Annotated in this window: 13 protein-coding genes; 3 read left to right on the forward strand and 10 right to left on the reverse strand. The window is 61.9% G+C overall.

Annotation, left to right across the window (positions count from 1 at the left end; translation table 11 throughout):
- Nucleotides 1-2: 2 nt before the first annotated feature.
- From ACVOLR_RS06535 to ACVOLR_RS06570, 8 genes are all read right to left on the reverse strand, one after another.
- Complete coding sequence (locus ACVOLR_RS06535) at nt 3-1058, reverse strand: protein-glutamate methylesterase/protein-glutamine glutaminase (protein WP_481535724.1); 1056 nt, start codon at nt 1056-1058, stop codon at nt 3-5.
- Nucleotides 1055-1654, reverse strand: coding sequence for a chemoreceptor glutamine deamidase CheD (gene cheD / locus ACVOLR_RS06540; RefSeq protein ID WP_481535725.1), 600 nt, complete (start codon nt 1652-1654; stop codon nt 1055-1057). The genes ACVOLR_RS06535 and cheD overlap by 4 nt, the downstream gene beginning before the upstream one ends.
- Nucleotides 1651-2496, reverse strand: a complete 846-nt coding sequence (locus ACVOLR_RS06545; protein ID WP_481535726.1) for a CheR family methyltransferase — start codon at nt 2494-2496, stop codon at nt 1651-1653. Before ACVOLR_RS06545 ends, cheD begins: the two co-directional genes overlap by 4 nt.
- Before the next feature lie 13 nt (nt 2497-2509).
- On the reverse strand, nt 2510-4669 hold the full coding sequence (locus ACVOLR_RS06550; RefSeq protein WP_481535727.1) for a methyl-accepting chemotaxis protein: 2160 nt from the start codon (nt 4667-4669) through the stop codon (nt 2510-2512).
- 360 nt (nt 4670-5029) lie between these two features.
- A complete protein-coding gene (locus tag ACVOLR_RS06555) occupies nt 5030-7399 on the reverse strand; it encodes a methyl-accepting chemotaxis protein (protein ID WP_481535728.1) in 2370 nt (789 codons plus the stop codon).
- Nucleotides 7400-7482: 83 nt separating this feature from the next.
- The gene (locus ACVOLR_RS06560) at nt 7483-7866 is read right to left on the reverse strand and encodes a hypothetical protein (RefSeq protein WP_481535729.1); all 384 of its coding nucleotides are present in this window, start codon (nt 7864-7866) and stop codon (nt 7483-7485) included.
- Nucleotides 7867-7990: 124 nt separating this feature from the next.
- Entirely contained in the window at nt 7991-8482 is a 492-nt protein-coding gene (locus tag ACVOLR_RS06565; RefSeq protein ID WP_282272732.1) for a chemotaxis protein CheW, read from the reverse strand.
- 343 nt (nt 8483-8825) lie between these two features.
- Nucleotides 8826-9593 (reverse strand): flagellar brake protein, encoded by a 768-nt coding sequence (locus ACVOLR_RS06570; RefSeq protein WP_481535730.1) that lies wholly within the window; start codon nt 9591-9593, stop codon nt 8826-8828.
- Nucleotides 9594-9944: 351 nt separating this feature from the next.
- On the opposite strand from ACVOLR_RS06570, the gene ACVOLR_RS06575 reads away from it, so the two are divergent.
- The 3 genes from ACVOLR_RS06575 (at nt 9945) to ACVOLR_RS06585 (ending at nt 13267) form a co-directional block, all read left to right on the forward strand.
- Nucleotides 9945-10697: a class I SAM-dependent methyltransferase gene (locus ACVOLR_RS06575; RefSeq protein WP_481535731.1), complete on the forward strand. Its 753-nt coding sequence runs from the start codon at nt 9945-9947 to the stop codon at nt 10695-10697.
- Nucleotides 10698-10815: 118 nt separating this feature from the next.
- Nucleotides 10816-11838: a GNAT family N-acetyltransferase gene (locus ACVOLR_RS06580; RefSeq protein WP_481535732.1), complete on the forward strand. Its 1023-nt coding sequence runs from the start codon at nt 10816-10818 to the stop codon at nt 11836-11838.
- Nucleotides 11839-11872: 34 nt separating this feature from the next.
- Nucleotides 11873-13267 (forward strand): FAD-binding oxidoreductase, encoded by a 1395-nt coding sequence (locus ACVOLR_RS06585; protein WP_481535733.1) that lies wholly within the window; start codon nt 11873-11875, stop codon nt 13265-13267.
- Between the two features lie 117 nt (nt 13268-13384).
- Here ACVOLR_RS06585 and ACVOLR_RS06590 read toward each other — a convergent pair whose 3' ends face one another.
- Complete coding sequence (locus ACVOLR_RS06590; RefSeq protein WP_481535734.1) at nt 13385-15616, reverse strand: methyl-accepting chemotaxis protein; 2232 nt, start codon at nt 15614-15616, stop codon at nt 13385-13387.
- Nucleotides 15617-16024: 408 nt separating this feature from the next.
- On the reverse strand, nt 16025-18658 hold the full coding sequence (locus ACVOLR_RS06595) for a methyl-accepting chemotaxis protein (protein WP_481535735.1): 2634 nt from the start codon (nt 18656-18658) through the stop codon (nt 16025-16027).
- Nucleotides 18659-18750: the final 92 nt, after the last annotated feature.

Consider the following 18750-nt stretch of genomic DNA (forward strand, 5'->3'; position numbering starts at 1 on the left):
TATCAGCCGCGGGCGATGCCGAGAATCCGCTCGGCGATTCTATCCAATGGCAGCACTTCATCGGCGGCACCCAAACGCACTGCACTGCCTGGCATGCCCCACACAACCGAACTTGCTTCATCCTGGGCCAGGGTCGTCGCACCGGCCTGTTTCATCTCCAGCAGACCGCGTGCGCCGTCTTCGCCCATGCCGGTCAAGATCACCCCGATGGCATTGGCACCAGCATTCATCGCGACAGAGCGGAACAATACATCGACTGCCGGCTTGTGCAGGTTGACCGGCACGCCGTCGTCCACCCGGCACCGCCAGCGCGCGCCGTCGCGTATCACACGCAGATGCTGGCCGCCGGCAGGTAGGTAGGCGTGGCCAGGCAGGATGGCTTCGCCGTCGCAGGCTTCGCGTACCGACATTGCCGAGTGCCGGTCCAGGCGCTCGGCAAAGGCCGTACTAAAGCTTGCCGGGAGGTGCTGGGTCATGACAATGGCGGGCGCATCGGCTGGCATCGCTTCCAGCACCACGCGCAGTGCCTCGGTGCCACCGGCGGAAGCGCCGATGGCGATCAGGCGGTCGGTGGTGCGGAAGCCGAGGCTGCTGGCGCTGGCCGGGCGCTGCAGCGGCCGACGTGGACCACCGGCAATTGCCCGCACCCGCGAGCGGGCAGCCATCTTGACTTTGTTGCGGATTTCCTCGGCATACGCGTCCAATCCGCGCGCGACGTCGATCTTCGGCTTGGCGACAAAGTCCACCGCGCCCAAGGCCAAGGCCTGCAGGGTGGTGTCGGCACCGCGCTCGGTGAGTGATGACACCATCACCACCGGTAGCGGGTGCAGACGCATCAGGTTCTCCAGGAAGGCCAGGCCGTCCATGCGCGGCATTTCCACGTCAAGCGTCAGTACGTCCGGATTGAGCCGCTTGATCTTCTCGCGCGCCAGCAAAGGATCCGCGGCGGTGCCGATGACCTCGATGGCGGGATCGGCGGCCAGGATCTCGGTCAAGATCTGGCGTACCAGGGCCGAGTCGTCAACGATCAGAACCCGGCAGGGTGCCTGCGGCATCATTCAAACAGCTCCACGCCACCGCTGACCGGGGTGTGCGACAGACGGGCGCGGACGGCGGTTTCGGTGGCGACCACTTCAGCATCATGTGCGTGCGGCAAACGCTGTACCACGACACGGCCGGTGATCGGGAAGAACCATATCTTGCGTGGGTGGATGCCGCACAGGTCCTCGGCGGCAATCGGAATATGCTCGGCGCGCAGGTATTGACGCACGAACTCAGCGTTGCGGGTTCCCACCGGATTGCTGGTGAAGCCTTTGAGCACGTTGGCGCCGCCGAACACCTTGGCTTCCAGGCGTTTGCGGTGAGCGCCGCGCTTGAGCAGGTCGTTGATCAATAGTTCCATGGCGTAGCTGCCGTAGCGCGCGGGCGCGCCGTCACCGATATTGCCTTCTGGTAACAGAAAGTGGTTCATGCCGCCGATGCCGAGGATGGGGTCGCGGATGCAGGCCGCCACGCAGGAGCCGAGGATGGTGGTCAACGCGGTATCGTCGTCCACTACCAGGTACTGGGTTGGCAGTAGCTTGGCGGCAATCGTCTGGAACCGCGTGTCGCGGTAACGCATCACCTCGTCGGGGTAGTGCTGTGGGTTTTTCATGCGCCATTCCTGCGGCTGCGGCGGTACAAGGTGCGGCCGCACGGCTGGATCAGATCGGCAGCATGCAGGTAATTCTCGGAATGACCCGTGTAGAGCAGGCTTTCTTCATCCATATGCTGGACCAGCCGCGAGAGGATGCCGCGTTGGGTCGGCTTGTCGAAGTAGATCATCACGTTGCGGCAGAACAGCGCATCAAACGGGCCGCCGACGTCGTAGCGACTGGACAGCAGGTTGAGCGGGCGGAACTCGATCAGGGCGCGCAGGGCAGGGACTACCCGGCACTTGCCCTCATTGGGGCCGCTGCCGCGCTGGAAATAACGCCGCTTCATGGCCGGGTCCAAACCGGCGATACGGTCCATCGCGTAGACGCCCTGGGTGGCGGTGGCCAGCACCTGGGTGTCGACGTCGGTGGCGATGATGCGCACCGGTGGGGTCATCGACGAGAAGGCCTCGCAGGCGGTGATCGCCATGGAGTAGGGCTCCTCACCGGTGGAGGCTGCACACGACCATAGCTTCAGCGGTGCCTTCGCTGCGCGTGTCTGCAGCTCCTCGCGCAGTTTGTCGAAATGGTGCGGCTCGCGGAAGAACGAAGTGAGGTTGGTGGTCAGGGCATTGGTGAAGGCCTGCCACTCGTCGCCGCCATGCTGTTCCAGCTGGTCCAGGTAGTCCTTGAACGAATGCAGGCCTAGGTTGCGCAGCCGCCGCGACAGACGGCCATAGACCATGTCGCGCTTGGCCGGCGCCAACGCGATGCCGGCACGGGCATGGATGAGTTCACAGACGCGACGGAAGTCGCGGTCGTTGAACTCGAAGTCACGCTGGTTGCTGTCCAGGTCGATCATGGTGGCAGTCCGCTCAGCTGGCCAGGGCAAGTGCTTGTGGGCGCGTTGCCGCTGCTGGCTGCGCGCTCAGTTGGAATACCGCAACCGCCTGGTCCAGCAAGGAGGCCTGTTCTTCCATCGAGCGTGCGGCTGCGGTTGCCTCTTCGACCAGGGCGGCATTCTGTTGGGTCGTCTCGTCCATCTGCATGACGGTCTGATTGACCTGTTCGATGCCGGCCGACTGCTCCTGCGAAGCTGCAGAAATTTCGGCCATGATGTCGGTGACGCGTTGTACTGCGGTAACGATTTCACCCATCGTGCTGCCGGCTTGCTGTACCAGCTGCGAACCTTCGTCCACACGCTCGACCGAGTCCTCGATCAGCGATTTGATCTCCTTGGCTGCGCCAGCCGAGCGTTGCGCGAGGGTGCGGACTTCGGCGGCAACCACCGCAAAACCGCGGCCCTGTTCACCTGCTCGCGCAGCTTCAACTGCGGCGTTCAGCGCCAGGATATTGGTCTGGAAGGCGATGCCATCAATCACGCTGATGATGTCGGCGATGCGTCGCGAGGACTGCTGGATCTGGCCCATGGTGGTGACAACTTCTTCGACCACGAGGCCGCCGCGCGAGGCTACTCCGGCAGCACCGATGGCGAGCTGGTTGGCCTGGCGGGCGGACTCCGCGTTCTGGCGGACGGTGGAGGTCAGTTCCTCCATCGACGCGGCGGTTTCTTCAAGGTTGGCGGCCTGCATTTCTGTACGACGCGACAGATCCGAATTGCCGGTAGCGATTTCGCCAGCGGCGAGATTGATACTGTCCGCCGACTGCTGGATGCCGGAGACGATGCCGGCCAGCTGGCTGACGGTGCTGTTGGCGTCCTCGCGCATGCTGGCAAACACACCCTGGGCGTCGCCGCTCAGTTTGACGGTGAGATCGCCTTCTGCAAGCGCTTGCAATAGACGCGATACCTCGCCGAGGTTGTAGTCGCTGACCTGCATCATGTTGTTCAGCGAGCGCACCATCGCATGGAAGTCGTGCTCGAAGCGGTCTTCATCGCCGCGCTGACTGAAATCGCCGGCAGCTGCCGCGCTGCCCAGACGTTTGATTTCGCTGTTGATGGCGGCGAGGTTGGTCTTGATTGCGGCCATGGTTTCGGTGATGACACGCTTGTCGCCCGGCAGCAGCGGCATGTCCTGGCTGAGGTCACCAACCGCATAGCGCTGCGCCAGCGCGATCACTTGCATCTTGACGTCGATGTGGTTGCTGACCAATACGTTGGTTTCTTCCACCATCACCCCGTAGTCGCCGGGGAAGGCGCTGGCGTCGATGCGATAGCGGATCATGCCGGCGTCGTGCTGACGCGCCATTTCCGCCTGTGCGCCGATCACGGCGCGCAGCTGATCCTGCATGTTTGCCATGCTGCTCAGCAGCTGCCCGGTTTCATCCTTGCTGGGCGCAGCGATACGGTTGTCCATGCGGCCATTGGCAATGGCGGTAGCCACGGCGGTTGCGTTACGCAGCGGCAGCACGATGCGGTTGCCGATGATCCAGCTCAGCGCCAGCACCAGCAGTACCAGCACGCCGCCGGCCGCCGTCATCACCGCTGTGAACTTCAGGGCCTGGGCCTGCAGGTCATCCATGTACATGCCGCTGGAAACCACCCAGTTCCACGGTGTGTACATGCCCGCATAGGTGAGTTTGCCGACCATACCTTCCTTGCCGGGCTTGGCCCAGACGTAGGCGACATAGCCGCCGCCCTTGCGTGCAGCTTCAACCTGGTCGTAGTACAGGCGCACGCCGTCCTGGTCACGGAAGTCCTTCATGTCCTTGCCGACCAGGTCGGCGCGGAACGGATGCATCAACAGCACGTACTTGTTGCTGTAGATGTTGAAATAGTTGACGTCGCCGTCGGAGCGCATCTTCTGCAGCGCGGCCATTGCGTACTTCTGAGCATCTTCCAGCGGCATAGCGCCGGATTCCGCTTCCTTGGCGTAATGATCCAGAACGCCGTAGCTCATTTCCACCTGGGCACGCAGCGCATCCTTGCGGGTTTCGTACAGGTCCAGGTACTGCATGCGTGCCGCTATGACTGACAGGGCGATGACGCCGATGACGATCAGAGCAGTCAGCAGGTTCAGCTTGCGCCTGACTGAAATGTTGGAAATGTAGTTGTTCCAGAGCGAAGCGATATTCATCGAATCTGCCGCCAACCTTGCGGTATCGGCGCTGCGTGAGGGGTTACCGGGTTATCGGCCGCAGGGCGCATGAGTTGAGTGGTTTGAAGGGGCAGGCATGATGCGTGACATGGAGTCGTTCAGATGCGTGTGGCGGTGATGAGGATTGCTGCGTTTCGGCGTTGTGGGAGCGGCGTTAGCCGCGAAGCTGGCAATGCTGGAATAGTCGCTACCTGTGTCATCTGTTGGTGTCTGAGCTTCGCGGCTTACGCCGCTCCCACAAGGGCAAAAAAAATCCGATGCCAGGCGTCTGGCATCGGATTCGGGTTGCTCAATGGCTTGGGTGGGCAGCGTTGCCGCCGAGGCGGTTGACGCTATCGCTTAGAACTCCTGCCAGTCCGAATCAGCCAGCTCGGCAACTGCGGTGCGGGCGGCGGTACGACGACGCGGTGCCGGTGCCGGAACCTGGCTGGCAGGGCGGGGCGCTGGTTCCCGCTGGGCCTTGGGGCTGCTGGTCTCGGCGGCGCCTTCTTCCAGCTGGAATACCGAAACCACGTTGGCAAGCTGCGCTGCCTGCTCTTCCATCGAGCGGGCGGAGGCGGTGGCTTCTTCCACCAGCGCGGCATTTTGCTGGGTGGTTTCGTCCATCTGCACGATGGTCTGGTTGACCTGCTCGATGCCGGCGGACTGCTCCTGCGAAGCGGCGGAGATCTCGGCCATGATGTCGGTCACGCGCTGCACCGAGGCGACGATCTCGCCCATGGTGGTACCGGCCTTGCGGACCAGTGCCGAACCATCGGCGACCTTGCCGACCGAGTCGTCGATCAGCCCCTTGATCTCCTTGGCCGCGCCAGCCGAACGCTGTGCCAGCGTACGAACTTCCGATGCAACCACCGCAAAGCCGCGGCCCTGTTCGCCGGCACGTGCGGCTTCCACCGCAGCATTCAGGGCCAGGATATTGGTCTGGAAGGCGATGCCGTCGATGACCGAGATGATCTCGGCGATCTTGCGCGAGGACTGCTCGATCTGGGTCATGGTGGTCACCACCTGGCTGACCACGTCACCGCCCTGCGAGGCCACCGAGGCGGCGCCGATGGCGAGCTGGTTGGCCTGGCGCGCCGATTCTGCGTTCTGGCGAACGGTGGAGGTTAGTTCCTCCATCGAGGCGGCCGTTTCTTCCAGATTGGCAGCCTGCTGTTCGGTGCGACGCGACAGATCGTTGTTGCCTGCGGCAATTTCAGTGGCGGCCGAGTTGATCGACACCGACGATTGCTTGATGCGGCCGACAATGCCGGTCAGCTGCTCGGCGGTGGCATTGGCGTCGTCACGCATGGTGGCGAACACGCCTTGGTACTCGCCGTGCATGCGCACGGTCAGGTCGCCGCGGGACAGGCCCGACAGCAGGGCAGAGATCTGCTCCAGGCTGCTGGCATTGGCGTCGAGCAGGCCGTTGATCTGGCTGGCCAGCTGCAGGAAGAAGCCGTCCTTGTCTGCGGTGCCGATGCGGCCGCTGAGGTCGCCAGCTGCGGCGGCCTCGATGATGCGGGCCACTTCCTTCTCGACCTGGGCTTCGGTGCTGCGATCGCGCCACTCGACAACGTGGCCGACCCGCACATTGTTGTCGTCGCGGATGACCGAGATGGTCTGCGCGAACTCGGCTTCGCCAAAGCGCATTTCGCGCTTGAAGACGCCGGTCTTGTCCAATGCTTCCAGAACCTTGCCATCCACTTCGCCGCGATGTTCAAGCACGGTTACCGGCTGGCCGATCAGTGGCTTGCTGGCGTCGAACTGACTGAGCGCGCCGCTGATCTGCTCGTGATGCTCGGTGAGTTTGTCGAGCAGGGCACGGTTGGCGTAAACGATCTCCAGATCGTTGTTGGTCAGGAACACGCCGGTGGACGAGTAATCCAGCGCGGTACGGATGCGCAGGTTCTCGTTGGCGATGATCTGCTCGCGTTCGATTCGCTCACGCAGGTCGCGCTGCATGCGCTGCATGGCACGCAACAGGTCGCCTACCTCGTCGGCGCGGGACAGGTCGATGGTGCCGTCCAACTTGCCGCTTGCAACTTCATTGGCCACATCCACGGCGCCACGCATTGCGTTGACCAGTGAGCGGGCGAACAACCAGATCAGTGCCAGGCCGGCAGCGCCGCCGACCAGTACCGCGATGATGATAAGCAGGGCAGACGCGCGATAGGTTTCCGCAGCCTGTTTGGCGGCCGCCTGGGCACGGGTATTGTCGTTTGCAGCAAGCGCCTGCAGGGCCGCATAGGCGTTGCGGTGCAGGTTGCGGGTTTCGCCGACGAAGGTATCGATGGCGTCATCCGGCAGGTCCAGCGCCAGCATCTCGCTGACCGCGTCGTACGAGGCCGCCGTCTTGCTCCAGTCGGCGACAAACGTGTCGAAGAGTTTCTTCTGTTCCGGGCTGTCGATCAGTTTTGGATAGGCGGCGATGGTGGTGTCGATCTGCATGCGCAGTTCGGTTGCGCGGGTCTTGGCGTCGGCTTTTACGTCATCGCTGGCGCGGATCAAACTCTGATAGGACGCGTTGCGGTACTCGCTGACCATGCCGCTCAACTCACCGGTGGTACGGAGGCTGGGGGTACGTTTCTCAGCGAGGTCGGTGGTGGCGTTGTTCAGTGAGTGCAGGCCGCGATACGCGACGATGCCCTGCAACAACATGACGAACAGCACGACGCCGAAAGTCAGCATCAGCTTCGGCTTCAGTTTCAGCGAGTTGATCCACTGCATCTTGCGCGATCTCCGGGAACAGGCCCCGCCATGTCATGGACGCGGGGTGGCACGCCGGCTGGGCCGGCGTGACGAAAGGCGGATTACTTGATGTTTGCCAGCTTCAGGTTGGCCGGCGATGCCACTTCGATTTCGGCGCGCGATGCGTCGCGCTGGATCTTGCCGATCACGCAGACGGTCTTGCCTTCCAGGGTTTCCAGCGGGAAACCGAACTTGCTGCGGTTGCTGCCGGCGATACGCGCCGAGAAGGTGTGGCGCGGGAACATGCCGCCCATGTGCAGGAAGGTCGGCTGGCCTTCGGAGCCTTCGGCGTAGCGGGCTTTCTCGACCTTGCCGCAGACCATGCCGTCCTTGCCGGCGAAACGCGCGGCGGTCTCCGGCGGGATCATCTCGGCATCGGCAACTGCGTCGAACGCGACGGTTGCCAGCAGGGTGGCGGCGAACAGCGGAAGTACATGCTTGTACATCGGAAACTCCGGGAAGGGATAGTAGGGCCGGTCGGGGAGGACAGACATGCAATGGCTATCGGCCTGCAAATGCCGCCCTTGAGTTGCATGCGCGAAACTGTGATCAGCTTCGCGAAATGCCCCCTCAGGCCGCTTCTTCGGCAACGCTCGGTTGGCCGAGGTCGGCGGTGTCGAGCAGGGTCTCGATGTCCAGCAGGATCAGCATGCGATCGTCCTGGGTGCCGATGCCGGAAATGAAGCGGGTATCGACGGCAGCGCCGAACTCCGGGGTCGGGCGGATCTGCTCGGCGTTGAGCGGAATCACGTCGGAGACGCTGTCCACGACGATGCCGACCACGCGGTCTTCGACGTTGAGCACGATCATCACGGTGAAGGCGTCATAGCGGGCTTCGTCCAGGCGCAGCTTCAGGCGCAGGTCGATGACCGGCACGATGGTGCCGCGCAGGTTGATGACACCCTTGATGTAGTCCGGTGCGTCGGGGACGCGGGTAACGGCGTCATAGCCGCGGATTTCCTGCACTTTGAGGATATCCACGCCGTAGTGCTCATTGCCGAGGGTGAAGCTGAGGTACTCGCCACCGGTGGTGTCGGCGGACGTGCTGCGGGAGTCATTCATGGCGGATCCTGGTCCTGGCGGGCTGCCGGTGTGGTGCGGCTGATGCACCGGTATCGGCGTTGCGGCGGGGGACTTTAGGAAGCCGGCCGGGGAAAACTCCGGAGCGACAGGTCCTGAGCACGAAATGTGCGCACCATCATGTTTGGAGGTGCCATTTTTCTGTCATTTCGGGGCGGAAAACGGGGTTGATCTGACCTGTGGGATGCAGGTAGTGCTATCGGCTGGTTTTTGGTTTGGTGGTGGCTTTGGCTCTTGCCGGTGCTGTTAAACCGTCATTCCCGCATGGGCGGGAATGACGGCTTGAGCGCGATGCCGGAAACCCAAAGACCTCCGGGTGTCCAGCTCAATCGCCGTTGCTACGCGCCTTGCGCAAACGATCAATGCGGAAGATGTAGCGTTGAATGCTGTTGTCCGCGCCGCGCGGCAGGTCGTCGAAACGCAGGCCGATACGGGTCATCTCGGTGCCATTTGGCTGCTTCTGCAGGCGCAGGTTGCAGACAACCAGCGGGGTTGAGATCGGGGCGCTTTCAGGGATATCCAGCACACAGCTGTAGCGGCTCTGTAGCTTGAGCAGGTTCTGATCGGGCGGCAGCAGCAGTGCGATGCCGCCGGCGCTGATGTCCAGTACCCGCCAGCGAGTGGCTTCACCGCCGTCCGGGTCAGGCAGCAAGCAATAAGGCGAGTCGCCGACCGGAGTCTCCAGGCGGTAGAACTCGCGCCGCTGCAGATGATAGACCTCCTCCGGCAGCGGTACTTCAAAAGCAACATGGCCGTCGCGGTCGATTCGGCGCTGGCCTTCCAGCTGGAAGCGCACCGTGACCTTGTCGACCTGCCCAAAGCACAGCAGGCTGCCGGCAGTTTCGACCGTACGGTTTATCGACGGTACCGGGCTGGCATCGAGCACCAGGCCATGCATGTCCACGTCCAGCACGGCAGACGGGAAGGCTTGGTCACGCCCGTCCGGGTGCACATTGATCATCGAGCGTTGATCGATCATGGCCTGCAACAGGTGCCGCACCTGATGCGGGTTGCGCACCATGTAGCGGTCGTCGGCATACAGGTTGCCGGCGTGCGGGGAAGGCGTCGGTGCGGGCGATTCTTGGTCGGGCATGGACACGGTTACGGTTGGGTCGATGATCGGTGTGGCGCTGAGGACAGTGCTACAAACTGTGATAACGGCCGCCTTTTTAACATCTTTAATTGGACTGTTACGAGGGTTCGCGTCGAGTGCGAGATTTGCTTACATGCCATTGCAGCAACTCCTTCGATGGTTGAGGGGTACGGGTGGGCGGGCTGGATGGCGTTTTTGGCGGCTTGATGGCAGCTGAACACAGGCTTCATCTTTGAGAGAATCCGGTGAAATGTAATAGATATGTGATTTTCATCACGGTTTTGGCCATCACGTTCCGTGAGCATCTGCGACTTCTTCCACCGCAGTACCCTAAAAACAAGGGAACAGCAAATGAGCAGGGAAGCGGCAGATCAGTTCGATCAGTTGGGCGCGCTCTACGAGGACATGGCGACATGGCCGTTCCGCAAGTACATCGAGACGCCAAGCGTGTTTGCTGCGCTGGGGCCGTTGGAAGGCCTGGATGTCCTCGAGTTTGGCTGCGGTAGCGGCTACTACTCACGGCTGTTGAAGCGTGCCGGTGCACGCACGGTGGTCGGTTACGATCTTGCGGAAGGAATGCTGGACTATGCGCGCCGTTGCGCGCAGCGCGATGGTCTGGATATCAGCTTCCGCTCCAACTTGGATGATTCCAGCAAGGCCGCATTCGACGTGGTGCTGGCTGTGTACGTTCTGCCCTATGCAACAACGCTGGCCGAGCTCGACCAGATGGCGGCGCAGATGATGGCGCCGCTGCGTGCGGGAGGGCGGTTGATTGCGCTGCCCATCCATCCGCAGTACGCACCTGCGCCCAGCTATTACCAAGGCTGTGGTTTCATGCTCACGCCTGATGACAGCGCGCAGCCATATCACGAAGGTGGACGCCTGCGCCTGGACCTGCGGTACCGCCAGTACGACGCCAGCGTGCATGCCTGGTACTGGTCGCAACAGGCAATTGAGGCGGCATTGCGCAAGGCCGGCGCGGACGCGATCCAATGGTCCAATCCAACGCTCGCCGCCAGCCATGACTTGCCCGAGGTGCCGCCGGAACTGCAGGCATATGTGGATGAGCCACATGCAGCCATCATCGAGTGTCGTAAGCGCTAGCTGCGATTGCCGATAGATAGTGTTTTCCGGCGACGGCGGAGTCGCCGCCAATGAATCATCTCTTCGCTCCTGCTCCGGCTGAACATCCGGGGTGCTGAGCGATCCTGAGGATCAGGCAATGTCCATTGAAGTGGAAGTGCGACTTTCCATCGATGCGATGGATGAGACCGAGTACCGTGCGTTCCATCAGGCAAGTCATGCTTCTTTTTTCTACGATTGGCGCTTCCTATGCGCAGCGGAGCACTCACCGTTGCTCGCGATCAAGGGCGCGTTCTATCTGCTGGCACGCGCTGAAGGTCGCTTGGTAGGCTTTTTGCCGGCCTACCTGCAATCGGTGCAGACGGTCGATCCGTTCGGGCTGCTGGCGCGGACAGCCGGAATCGAAAGTGATCGCGGCCAGAACGCGTTGTTCAGTCATGTCATGCATTGCTTCGATAGCGAGGTGATAGCGCTTCCAGGTGCCGCAGTCGAGGAAGCACTGGTACGCGCCTTGAAAGCCTTGGCAGTTTCTCTGGACGCGCACTATGTCGGGGTTCTGAACGTTGCGCACGAGCCAGCCCGCCAACAGCTGGCAGAGCTGGGTCTGCACGTACGCTATCTGGTCGACAGGTATTTCATGGACATGACCGGCTTCGATGGATTCGACGCGGTGCTGAAGGCGCTGCCCAAGGACGGGCGCTATGAGATGACCCGGCAGCTACGCAAGTTTGCTGCCGCCAAGGCAGAAATCGGGCTGCACGCTCCGCCCTTCGATCAGCGCCTGGAGCAGCTGACCGAACTGTGTCAGCAGACTACAGCGCGCAACGGCACCCCACAGTACTTTCCTGCGCAGGCGCTGGCTCGCTTCGTGCGGACCTGCGATGGGCTGGTGCGGTTGCTGCTGATTGAAGACAAGGGCGTCGTGGTAGGTGGGCTGATCTGCTTCGTCGACGGGTCGCTGATGTGCATCTGGTCAGCCGGCATGCGCTACGACCTGACCGACTACAGCCCTTACACCGTCAGTTTCGCGTTTGCCTACGAGTGGGCGCTGGGCGCCGGTATACGCACCATCGAAGCCGGGCGCCTGAATGCCCGAATCAAAACCCGCCTGGGGCTGCAGCCCCTGCCGCTGTACTCGGCAACCAGCATGGTGGCCGCCTGAGCTTCAGCCGTTTTGCCACTTCAAGGGAATTGACATGGACCCGCTGCATCCGAAGATTCTTCCCGATGACTTCCGTGCCTTCTCGCAGACGCTGGAAGGCAAGGTCAGGTCCCGCCATCACGCCGAGTACGCCAGTTGGTATTACAGCACCGCGTGGAACAAGCGCGATTTTGAGCGCTACCCGGAGTACATCGTCCGCGCTGCGTCCATCGACGATGTGCTCAAGAGCGTCAACTTCGCCCGCCTGCACCGGTTGCGTGTGGCAGTGAAGGGCTCAGGGCACAGCTATGCCGGCAGCTTCTTTCATCGTGGTGGCCTGTTGCTGGATATGTCGTTGCTCAACGCGATCGATGTTCATGCGCAGCAGAGAACGGTGACGGTTGGGCCAGGCGTTACCAGTGGCCAGCTATCAGCTGCTTTGGCACCGCACGGGCTGGCATTTCCTACTGGCCATGGCGGGAAGGTGGGCCTGGCCGGTTTCCTGCTCGGTGGCGGATTGGGCATCAACTGCGACGCATGGGGTGGGATGAGTGCGTTCAATATCCTTGCTTTGGATGTGGTCACTGCCGATGGGCAGCTGCTCCATGTCAGCGAAACCGAGAATCCTGAGTTGCTATGGGCCGCACGTGGTGGTGGCCCCTGCCTTTTCTTTTCGGTGGTGCGGTTCCACCTGCAGGTCTGGCCGGGCCCGAAGGCAGTGCTGTCACGCAGCTATCCGGTGGATGCGGAAAACATCAAGCATCTGTTGATGGCGCTGGGCGAGCGTAGCGATGACTCGCGGGTGCAGATCATGCTGGCGCTTGGCGGGGCCGAAGGCGTGCCCGTGGGTTTGAGCGTGAGTGCTTTCTGTGATGACAGTCGCCAGGCTGTAGCGCTGCATGAAGCGCTATACGCGGACATAGATCCCTGGGTGGGCGAGTTCGTCGAGCAGGTGCTGGACAGCTTCGAACCGATCTATCGACAAACCGAACAGGCCATGGTCAGCAAGCGTTACCGCGCCGACAACATCATGACTGATGCGATAGCTGAGGCTGCAGATATGCTGCTTTCAGGAATGCAGGCGCGTCCGTCTCCAGCTACGTTTTGCCTGGTGATTCTGCGGCCAGCGCATGAACTCTGCGACGCGGCGTATTCGCTGCGCGGGCGGCTATCGATTTCTACCTATGCGCAATGGAATGATGAGCATGAGGATGAGCTCAACCGGGATTGGTTGCGCGGCACCTATGACCAGTTGGCGAAGGTGGCAACTGGCAGCTACATCAATGAGTTCGATCTGGAGTCCCGCTCGGAAGATGTAGCGAACTGCTTCTCCGCGGACGGCTGGCGCAGACTGCAGCAATTGCGCCTGCGCTACGACGCCAAAGGCGTCTTTCCGGGCGTGTCGGTGTTGGGCGCGGATGTCGCCGAGCGCGGGTACATCGGCAGTTGAAGCCTGCCCTCAATCCGATCCCTGTCCGCGCTAGCGGAACAGCGGCCGGAAAGAGGGCAGGCTGCAGCCAAAGGCGACGTGCAGGAAGGAGAGTTCCCGCTCGCCGCCAACGGGCGGTTAGAACTCCTGCCAGTCATCCGTGCTGGCAACCGGTGCGCGACTGGCCGGCTTCGGGATGGCCCGCAATGCCGGACGACCACGCGGCGGCGCTGCGCTTGGGCTGGCCGCGACCTTGGCCAACGAAGCACTTACCGAGCCAGCCAGACGGAACTGTGCCACCGCATCGGTGAGCTGATGGGCCTGATCCTCCATCGAGCGTGCGGCGGCGGTGGCTTCTTCCACCAGCGCCGCATTCTGCTGGGTGGTCTCATCCATCTGCATGACGGTCTGGTTGACCTGGTCGATGCCGGTGGATTGCTCCTGCGAGGCGGAGGAGATGTCGGCCATGATGGTGGTGACACGCTGCACCGAGGCAACGATCTCGTCCATGGTATTGCCTGCGTTGCGTACCAATTGCGAGCCCTCGGCGACCTTGTCCACCGAGCTGTCGATCAAGCCCTTGATTTCCTTGGCCGCTGCCGCCGAACGCTGCGCCAGCGTGCGTACTTCCGAGGCAACCACCGCAAAACCCCGGCCTTGGTCGCCAGCACGTGCCGCTTCCACTGCAGCGTTCAGCGCAAGGATATTGGTCTGGAAGGCGATGCCATCGATGACGCTGATGATGTCGGCGATCTTCTTCGACGAGGCCTCGATCGCGCTCATGGTGGTGACTACCTGACCGACCACGTTGCCGCCCTGTGCGGCGACCTCGGCGGCACCGCGCGCCAGTTGATCAGCCTGACGTGCATGCTCGGCGTTCTGGCGGACGGTGGAGGTTAGTTCCTCCATCGACGCAGCGGTTTCTTCCAGATTGGCTGCCTGCTGCTCGGTGCGGCGTGACAGATCATCGTTGCCGGTGGCGATTTCGCTGGCCGACAGGCTGATACTGCCGCTGGCTGATTGGATGCGCGAGACGATGCTGGTCAGCTGGTCCATGGTGGCATTGCCATCGTCACGCATGCGGGCGAAAACCCCATGGAAATCGCCTTCCATGCGCTGGGTCAGGTCGCCCTGGGCGACCGCCTGTAGTAGCCGCGACAGGTGCCCAAGATTGTCCTCGGTGGTTTCCATCAAGGAATTGACGCCACCGACCATGTCGCGGAAATCGTGTTCGAACTGGTCGGCATTGCCGCGTTGGCTGAAGTCACCGGCAGCAGCAGCATGGGCCAGCCGCTTGATCTCGTTGTTGATCGCCGAAAGGCTGGTTTTTGTGTTGTCCATGGCCTGGGTGATGGCGGCTTTCTCGCCGGGCAGACGGTCCATATCCACCGACAGGTCGCCACGGGCGTAATGGCGCATCACTTCAACTACCCGCATCTTGACGCCGATGTGCTGGGCAACCAATGTGTTGACTTCGCGCACCATGCGCCCGTATTCGCCGGGGAAGCGGGCTTCGTCGATACGGAAGCTGATCGCGCCCTGGTCGTGTTCGCGGGCCATCTCGATCTGCGCACCGATAACGGCTTTCAGCTGGTTCTGCACGCGCTGCATCGAGGCAAGCAGTACACCAACCTCATCCTTGCGGCTGCTGTCGATGTTGCTGTCCAGGCGACCATTGGCAACATCGTCAGCAGCGCGCAGTGCATCGTTCACCGGACGCACGATGGCGCGCACGATCACCACGCCCAAGGCGACGGACAACAGGCCAAGCAGCAGCATGCAGATGATGATGGCTGTCGTGCTGCGTGTCTGCGCGGCGTTGGCTTCGGCCACTTCCTTGTCCAGGACGCTGGCAACGTGAGCGCTGAGTTTCTCGACGGCGTCAAACAGGTCGCGACGGCTGATGCGTGATTGATCGTTGGAGATGTTCTGGGCCAGGTCGAACTGAGCTTCGTTGATGGCCTTTTCCATCAACGCGTGCGCGCTGAAGTAGGCATCAAGGTTCTTGATCAACTCGGCGTACAGGCCCTGCTGGGTGCTGTCGGCAGGCAACGCTTCGTATTGCTTGCGGTGCTCGGTCAACTTCTGCCGCTGCTCGATGATGCGCTGATTGTATTCAGCCACAAAAGCGGGCTCGTTCAGATGCGAGAGCTGGGACAGCTCGGCGATGCGGATCTCGGCCAGGTCCGCTCGCATCCGCTCCAGATACTGCACGGCCGGCATGTAGCGGGCGCTTACCTGGTCGAGCTGGGCTGTGGCTTGATGCAGACGCTGTACGGCAAAGCCGCCCATGGCGAGGGTGGTCAGCGTGGTCAGGGTGAAAGCAACTGCGAGTTTTCTGGCGATGCTGAGGTTGCGAAAGAACTCCATCTCTGACTCTCCGGATCGACTGCAGATTTGGGCGCTGCGCAGGTCGTTCTCCAACCGTCATTCGCACAGCGTAGTGTCTACGCCGCAAGCCTATGCGGGCGTTGTCATAGCCGATAACGGCGTTTTCTGACTGTGCTGTAGGGTTCTATCTGTCTGGAATTCTGAAGAATTCAGCACGGTGTTTAACGTAAACATCACATCACTTAGCCGTTCAAAGACATCATTAGAATTCGGTGACGGCGCCGAAGTAGGGAATGTGTCCCTACTCACTATTTCACAAAATTTCGGTAGCTCTCTTACGATCAGTCATGGCGCCTGATTTGAATCCAGAACCTCATCCGGCGGCATGACAGCAAATAAAAAGCCCCCGGCACTGGTTGCCGGGGGCTTTCAAGGGGCCTGGTTGGATCAGAACTCCTGCCAGTCTCCGTCGTCCATCTTCCGCACTGCCTGGCCACTACGTGCGCTGCTGGCGACCGGGCGCAGACGCTGTTGCGGGTGCTGCGCAACGGCAACAGCCGGCGCCTTGGCCGCAGGCTTGCTGGTGTTGTCAACGGCGATGCGGAACACCGCCACGGCCTCGGTCAGCTGGTTGGCCTGGTCTTCCATCGAACGTGCGGCAGCGGTGGCTTCTTCCACCAGTGCGGCGTTCTGCTGGGTGGTTTCGTCCATCTGCATCACGGTCTGGTTGACCTGGTCGATGCCGGCACTCTGTTCCTGCGAGGCCGCCGAGATCTCGGCCATGATGTCGGTCACGCGCTGTACCGAAGTGACGATTTCGTCCATCGTGGCGCCAGCCTGCTGCACCAGCGCCGAGCCTTCACCGACCTTGCCGACCGAGTCGTCGATCAGGCCTTTGATCTCCTTGGCGGCAGCCGCGGAGCGTTGGGCGAGGGTGCGGACTTCCGAGGCGACCACGGCGAAGCCTCGGCCCTGCTCACCGGCACGCGCAGCTTCCACTGCAGCGTTCAGTGCAAGGATATTGGTTTGGAAGGCGATGCCGTCGATGACGCTGATGATGTCGCCGATCTTTTTCGACGAGGCTTCAATCGCGCTCATGGTGGTGACCACCTGACCGACCACATTGCCGCCCAGGCTGGCGACGCCATGCGCGCCGATGGCGAGCTGGTTGGCCTGACGGGCGTGCTCGGCGTTCTGGCGCACGGTAGAGGTCAGTTCCTCCATCGAGGCAGCGGTTTCTTCCAGATTGGCGGCTTGTTGTTCGGTACGGCGCGACAGATCGCTGTTACCGGTGGCGATTTCGGTCGCGGCCAGGTTGATGCTGGAGGCAGCGTGTTGGATGCGGCTGATGATGTTGGTCAGCTGGCTGACGGTGGCGTTGGCGTCGTCGCGCATGTTGGCGAATACACCGTGGAAATCGCCCTGCATCTTCGCAGTCAGATCGCCGCGGGCAATGGCCTGTAGCAGCTGCGACAGTTCGGATAGGTTACCGTCGGTAGTTTCCATCAGCTGGTTGAGGCTGCTGACCATGTCGCGGAAATCGTGCTGGTAGGCATTGGCATCACCGCGCACCGAGAAGTCGCCTTGGGCAGCAGCACCGGCCAGACGTTTGATCTCGCTGTTGATACCCGACAGGCTGGCCTTGACTGCATCAACTGTCTCGGTGATGACGGCCTTCTCGCCCGGCAGGCGTTCGATGTCGAGGGACAGATCGCCGTTGGAATAGCGCTTGATGACATCCAGTGCCGACAGCAGCGTCTGGATGTGGGAGTCAACCAACGCATTGCTTTCCTTGACCATCACGCCGTAGTCGCCTGGGAATGCGGTCTCCTCCATGCGATAGCTGATGGTGCCGGTATCGTGTTGCTTGGCCATCTGGCGCTGGGCGCCGATCACCGATTGCAGCTGCGACTGCATGCGCTGCATGGAGCTGAGCAGGGCGCCGAGCTCATCATCGCGTTGCACGCTGACTGCGTTGTCGAGCTTGCCGGCGGCGATGTTGTCGGACAGTTTGACTGCCTCGTTCAGCGGTTTGAAAACAAACCTGCGCAGCAGCAGGAACAGTGCGCCGCACAGCAAAAGGGCGGCAACGATACCGACCACGATGATCGTCCACAGCAGGGCACGTGCCTGCTGCATCAGCAGGGCACGTGGAACCACCACGCCAAAGGCAAAGGTCTGCTCGGCGTTGCCTATCTTCAGCGGAACATAGGTTTCCACCATGTCCTGATCAAGGGCTGCATCGTGGTGCTGCTCGAAGCTGATCTTGCCGCTGGCGGTGTTGGCCAGCATCGCGCGGGTGTCCGCGTCGTCGGCCTTGCTGCCCACCTTGGCCGGGTCGCGGTCGGCGATGATGGTGGCTGCCGGCGACAGCAAGCGGACATAGCCTTCCTGCATCGGGCGCATTTTGGACAGACGGTCCTGCAGCGACTGCAGGGCGAAATCCACGGTGACCACACCCAGGAACTGACCATCCTGCACGATCGGGGTCGCCAACGTGGTCATCAGGATCTTCTTGCCGCCGATCTCGTAACTATAGGGTTCCAGCACGGAGGGCTTTTTGTTGGCGGCCGGCTGCAGGTACCAATCGCCGTCACCAGGCACGTCATAGCCGCGCAACGGTTCCTGCACTGGTGCGCCGTCCTGCCAGGCCCAGTAGCTCATGAAGCGGCCGCTGGCGTCGTGCCCCTCGGTATCGATATGGCTGGCATCTTCGCCATCGAAAGCCTGCGGCTCCCACAAGGTACCCACGCCCACCCACTGCGGATTGTTCAGTGCCTGGGAGTGCAGCACCTGCGCGGCACTCAAGCGGCTGAAGCCGCCCTGTTGGCGCAGTGCCAGAAAGCTGCGCGACAAGGTGTCGTTGGCTTCGAAGCCGCGGCCCAGTTCGGTGGAGATGCGTTGGGCTTCGAGCTGGGCGATGTTCTCAAGGCTCACCCGCGAGGCCGACAGCAGTGCTTCGCTGCTGCGCAGATAGATGAACAGCGCGGTGAGGCCGAATGCGAAAGTCGCGACCAATGCCGTTCCCAGCATCAAGCGCATTGCAATACTGCGGGTGAGGAAATTAGTGGGCAAAGACATGGGTTACTGCTGGCCTGGTAGGTAGGGGTTTGTCAGTACATCGGCATCTGCAGACGTAGCTGGAGCGTTTTCTTGCGCTGAATCGACGACGC

It is taken from the genome of Stenotrophomonas sp. STEN030 (genome assembly GCF_056759995.1).

What these genes read in the sequence shown, in the direction of transcription:
- ACVOLR_RS06545 (WP_481535726.1), bottom strand. Translation starts at nt 2,496, where the DNA reads ATGATCGACCTGGACAGCAACCAGCGTGACTTCGAGTTCAACGACCGC.
- cheD (WP_481535725.1), bottom strand. Translation starts at nt 1,654, where the DNA reads ATGAAAAACCCACAGCACTACCCCGACGAGGTGATGCGTTACCGCGAC.
- ACVOLR_RS06585 (WP_481535733.1), top strand. Translation starts at nt 11,873, where the DNA reads ATGGACCCGCTGCATCCGAAGATTCTTCCCGATGACTTCCGTGCCTTC.
- ACVOLR_RS06555 (WP_481535728.1), bottom strand. Translation starts at nt 7,399, where the DNA reads ATGCAGTGGATCAACTCGCTGAAACTGAAGCCGAAGCTGATGCTGACT.
- ACVOLR_RS06580 (WP_481535732.1), top strand. Translation starts at nt 10,816, where the DNA reads ATGTCCATTGAAGTGGAAGTGCGACTTTCCATCGATGCGATGGATGAG.
- ACVOLR_RS06560 (WP_481535729.1), bottom strand. Translation starts at nt 7,866, where the DNA reads ATGTACAAGCATGTACTTCCGCTGTTCGCCGCCACCCTGCTGGCAACC.
- ACVOLR_RS06565 (WP_282272732.1), bottom strand. Translation starts at nt 8,482, where the DNA reads ATGAATGACTCCCGCAGCACGTCCGCCGACACCACCGGTGGCGAGTAC.
- ACVOLR_RS06595 (WP_481535735.1), bottom strand. Translation starts at nt 18,658, where the DNA reads ATGTCTTTGCCCACTAATTTCCTCACCCGCAGTATTGCAATGCGCTTG.
- ACVOLR_RS06570 (WP_481535730.1), bottom strand. Translation starts at nt 9,593, where the DNA reads ATGCCCGACCAAGAATCGCCCGCACCGACGCCTTCCCCGCACGCCGGC.
- ACVOLR_RS06535 (WP_481535724.1), bottom strand. Translation starts at nt 1,058, where the DNA reads ATGATGCCGCAGGCACCCTGCCGGGTTCTGATCGTTGACGACTCGGCC.
- ACVOLR_RS06550 (WP_481535727.1), bottom strand. Translation starts at nt 4,669, where the DNA reads ATGAATATCGCTTCGCTCTGGAACAACTACATTTCCAACATTTCAGTC.
- ACVOLR_RS06590 (WP_481535734.1), bottom strand. Translation starts at nt 15,616, where the DNA reads ATGGAGTTCTTTCGCAACCTCAGCATCGCCAGAAAACTCGCAGTTGCT.
- ACVOLR_RS06575 (WP_481535731.1), top strand. Translation starts at nt 9,945, where the DNA reads ATGAGCAGGGAAGCGGCAGATCAGTTCGATCAGTTGGGCGCGCTCTAC.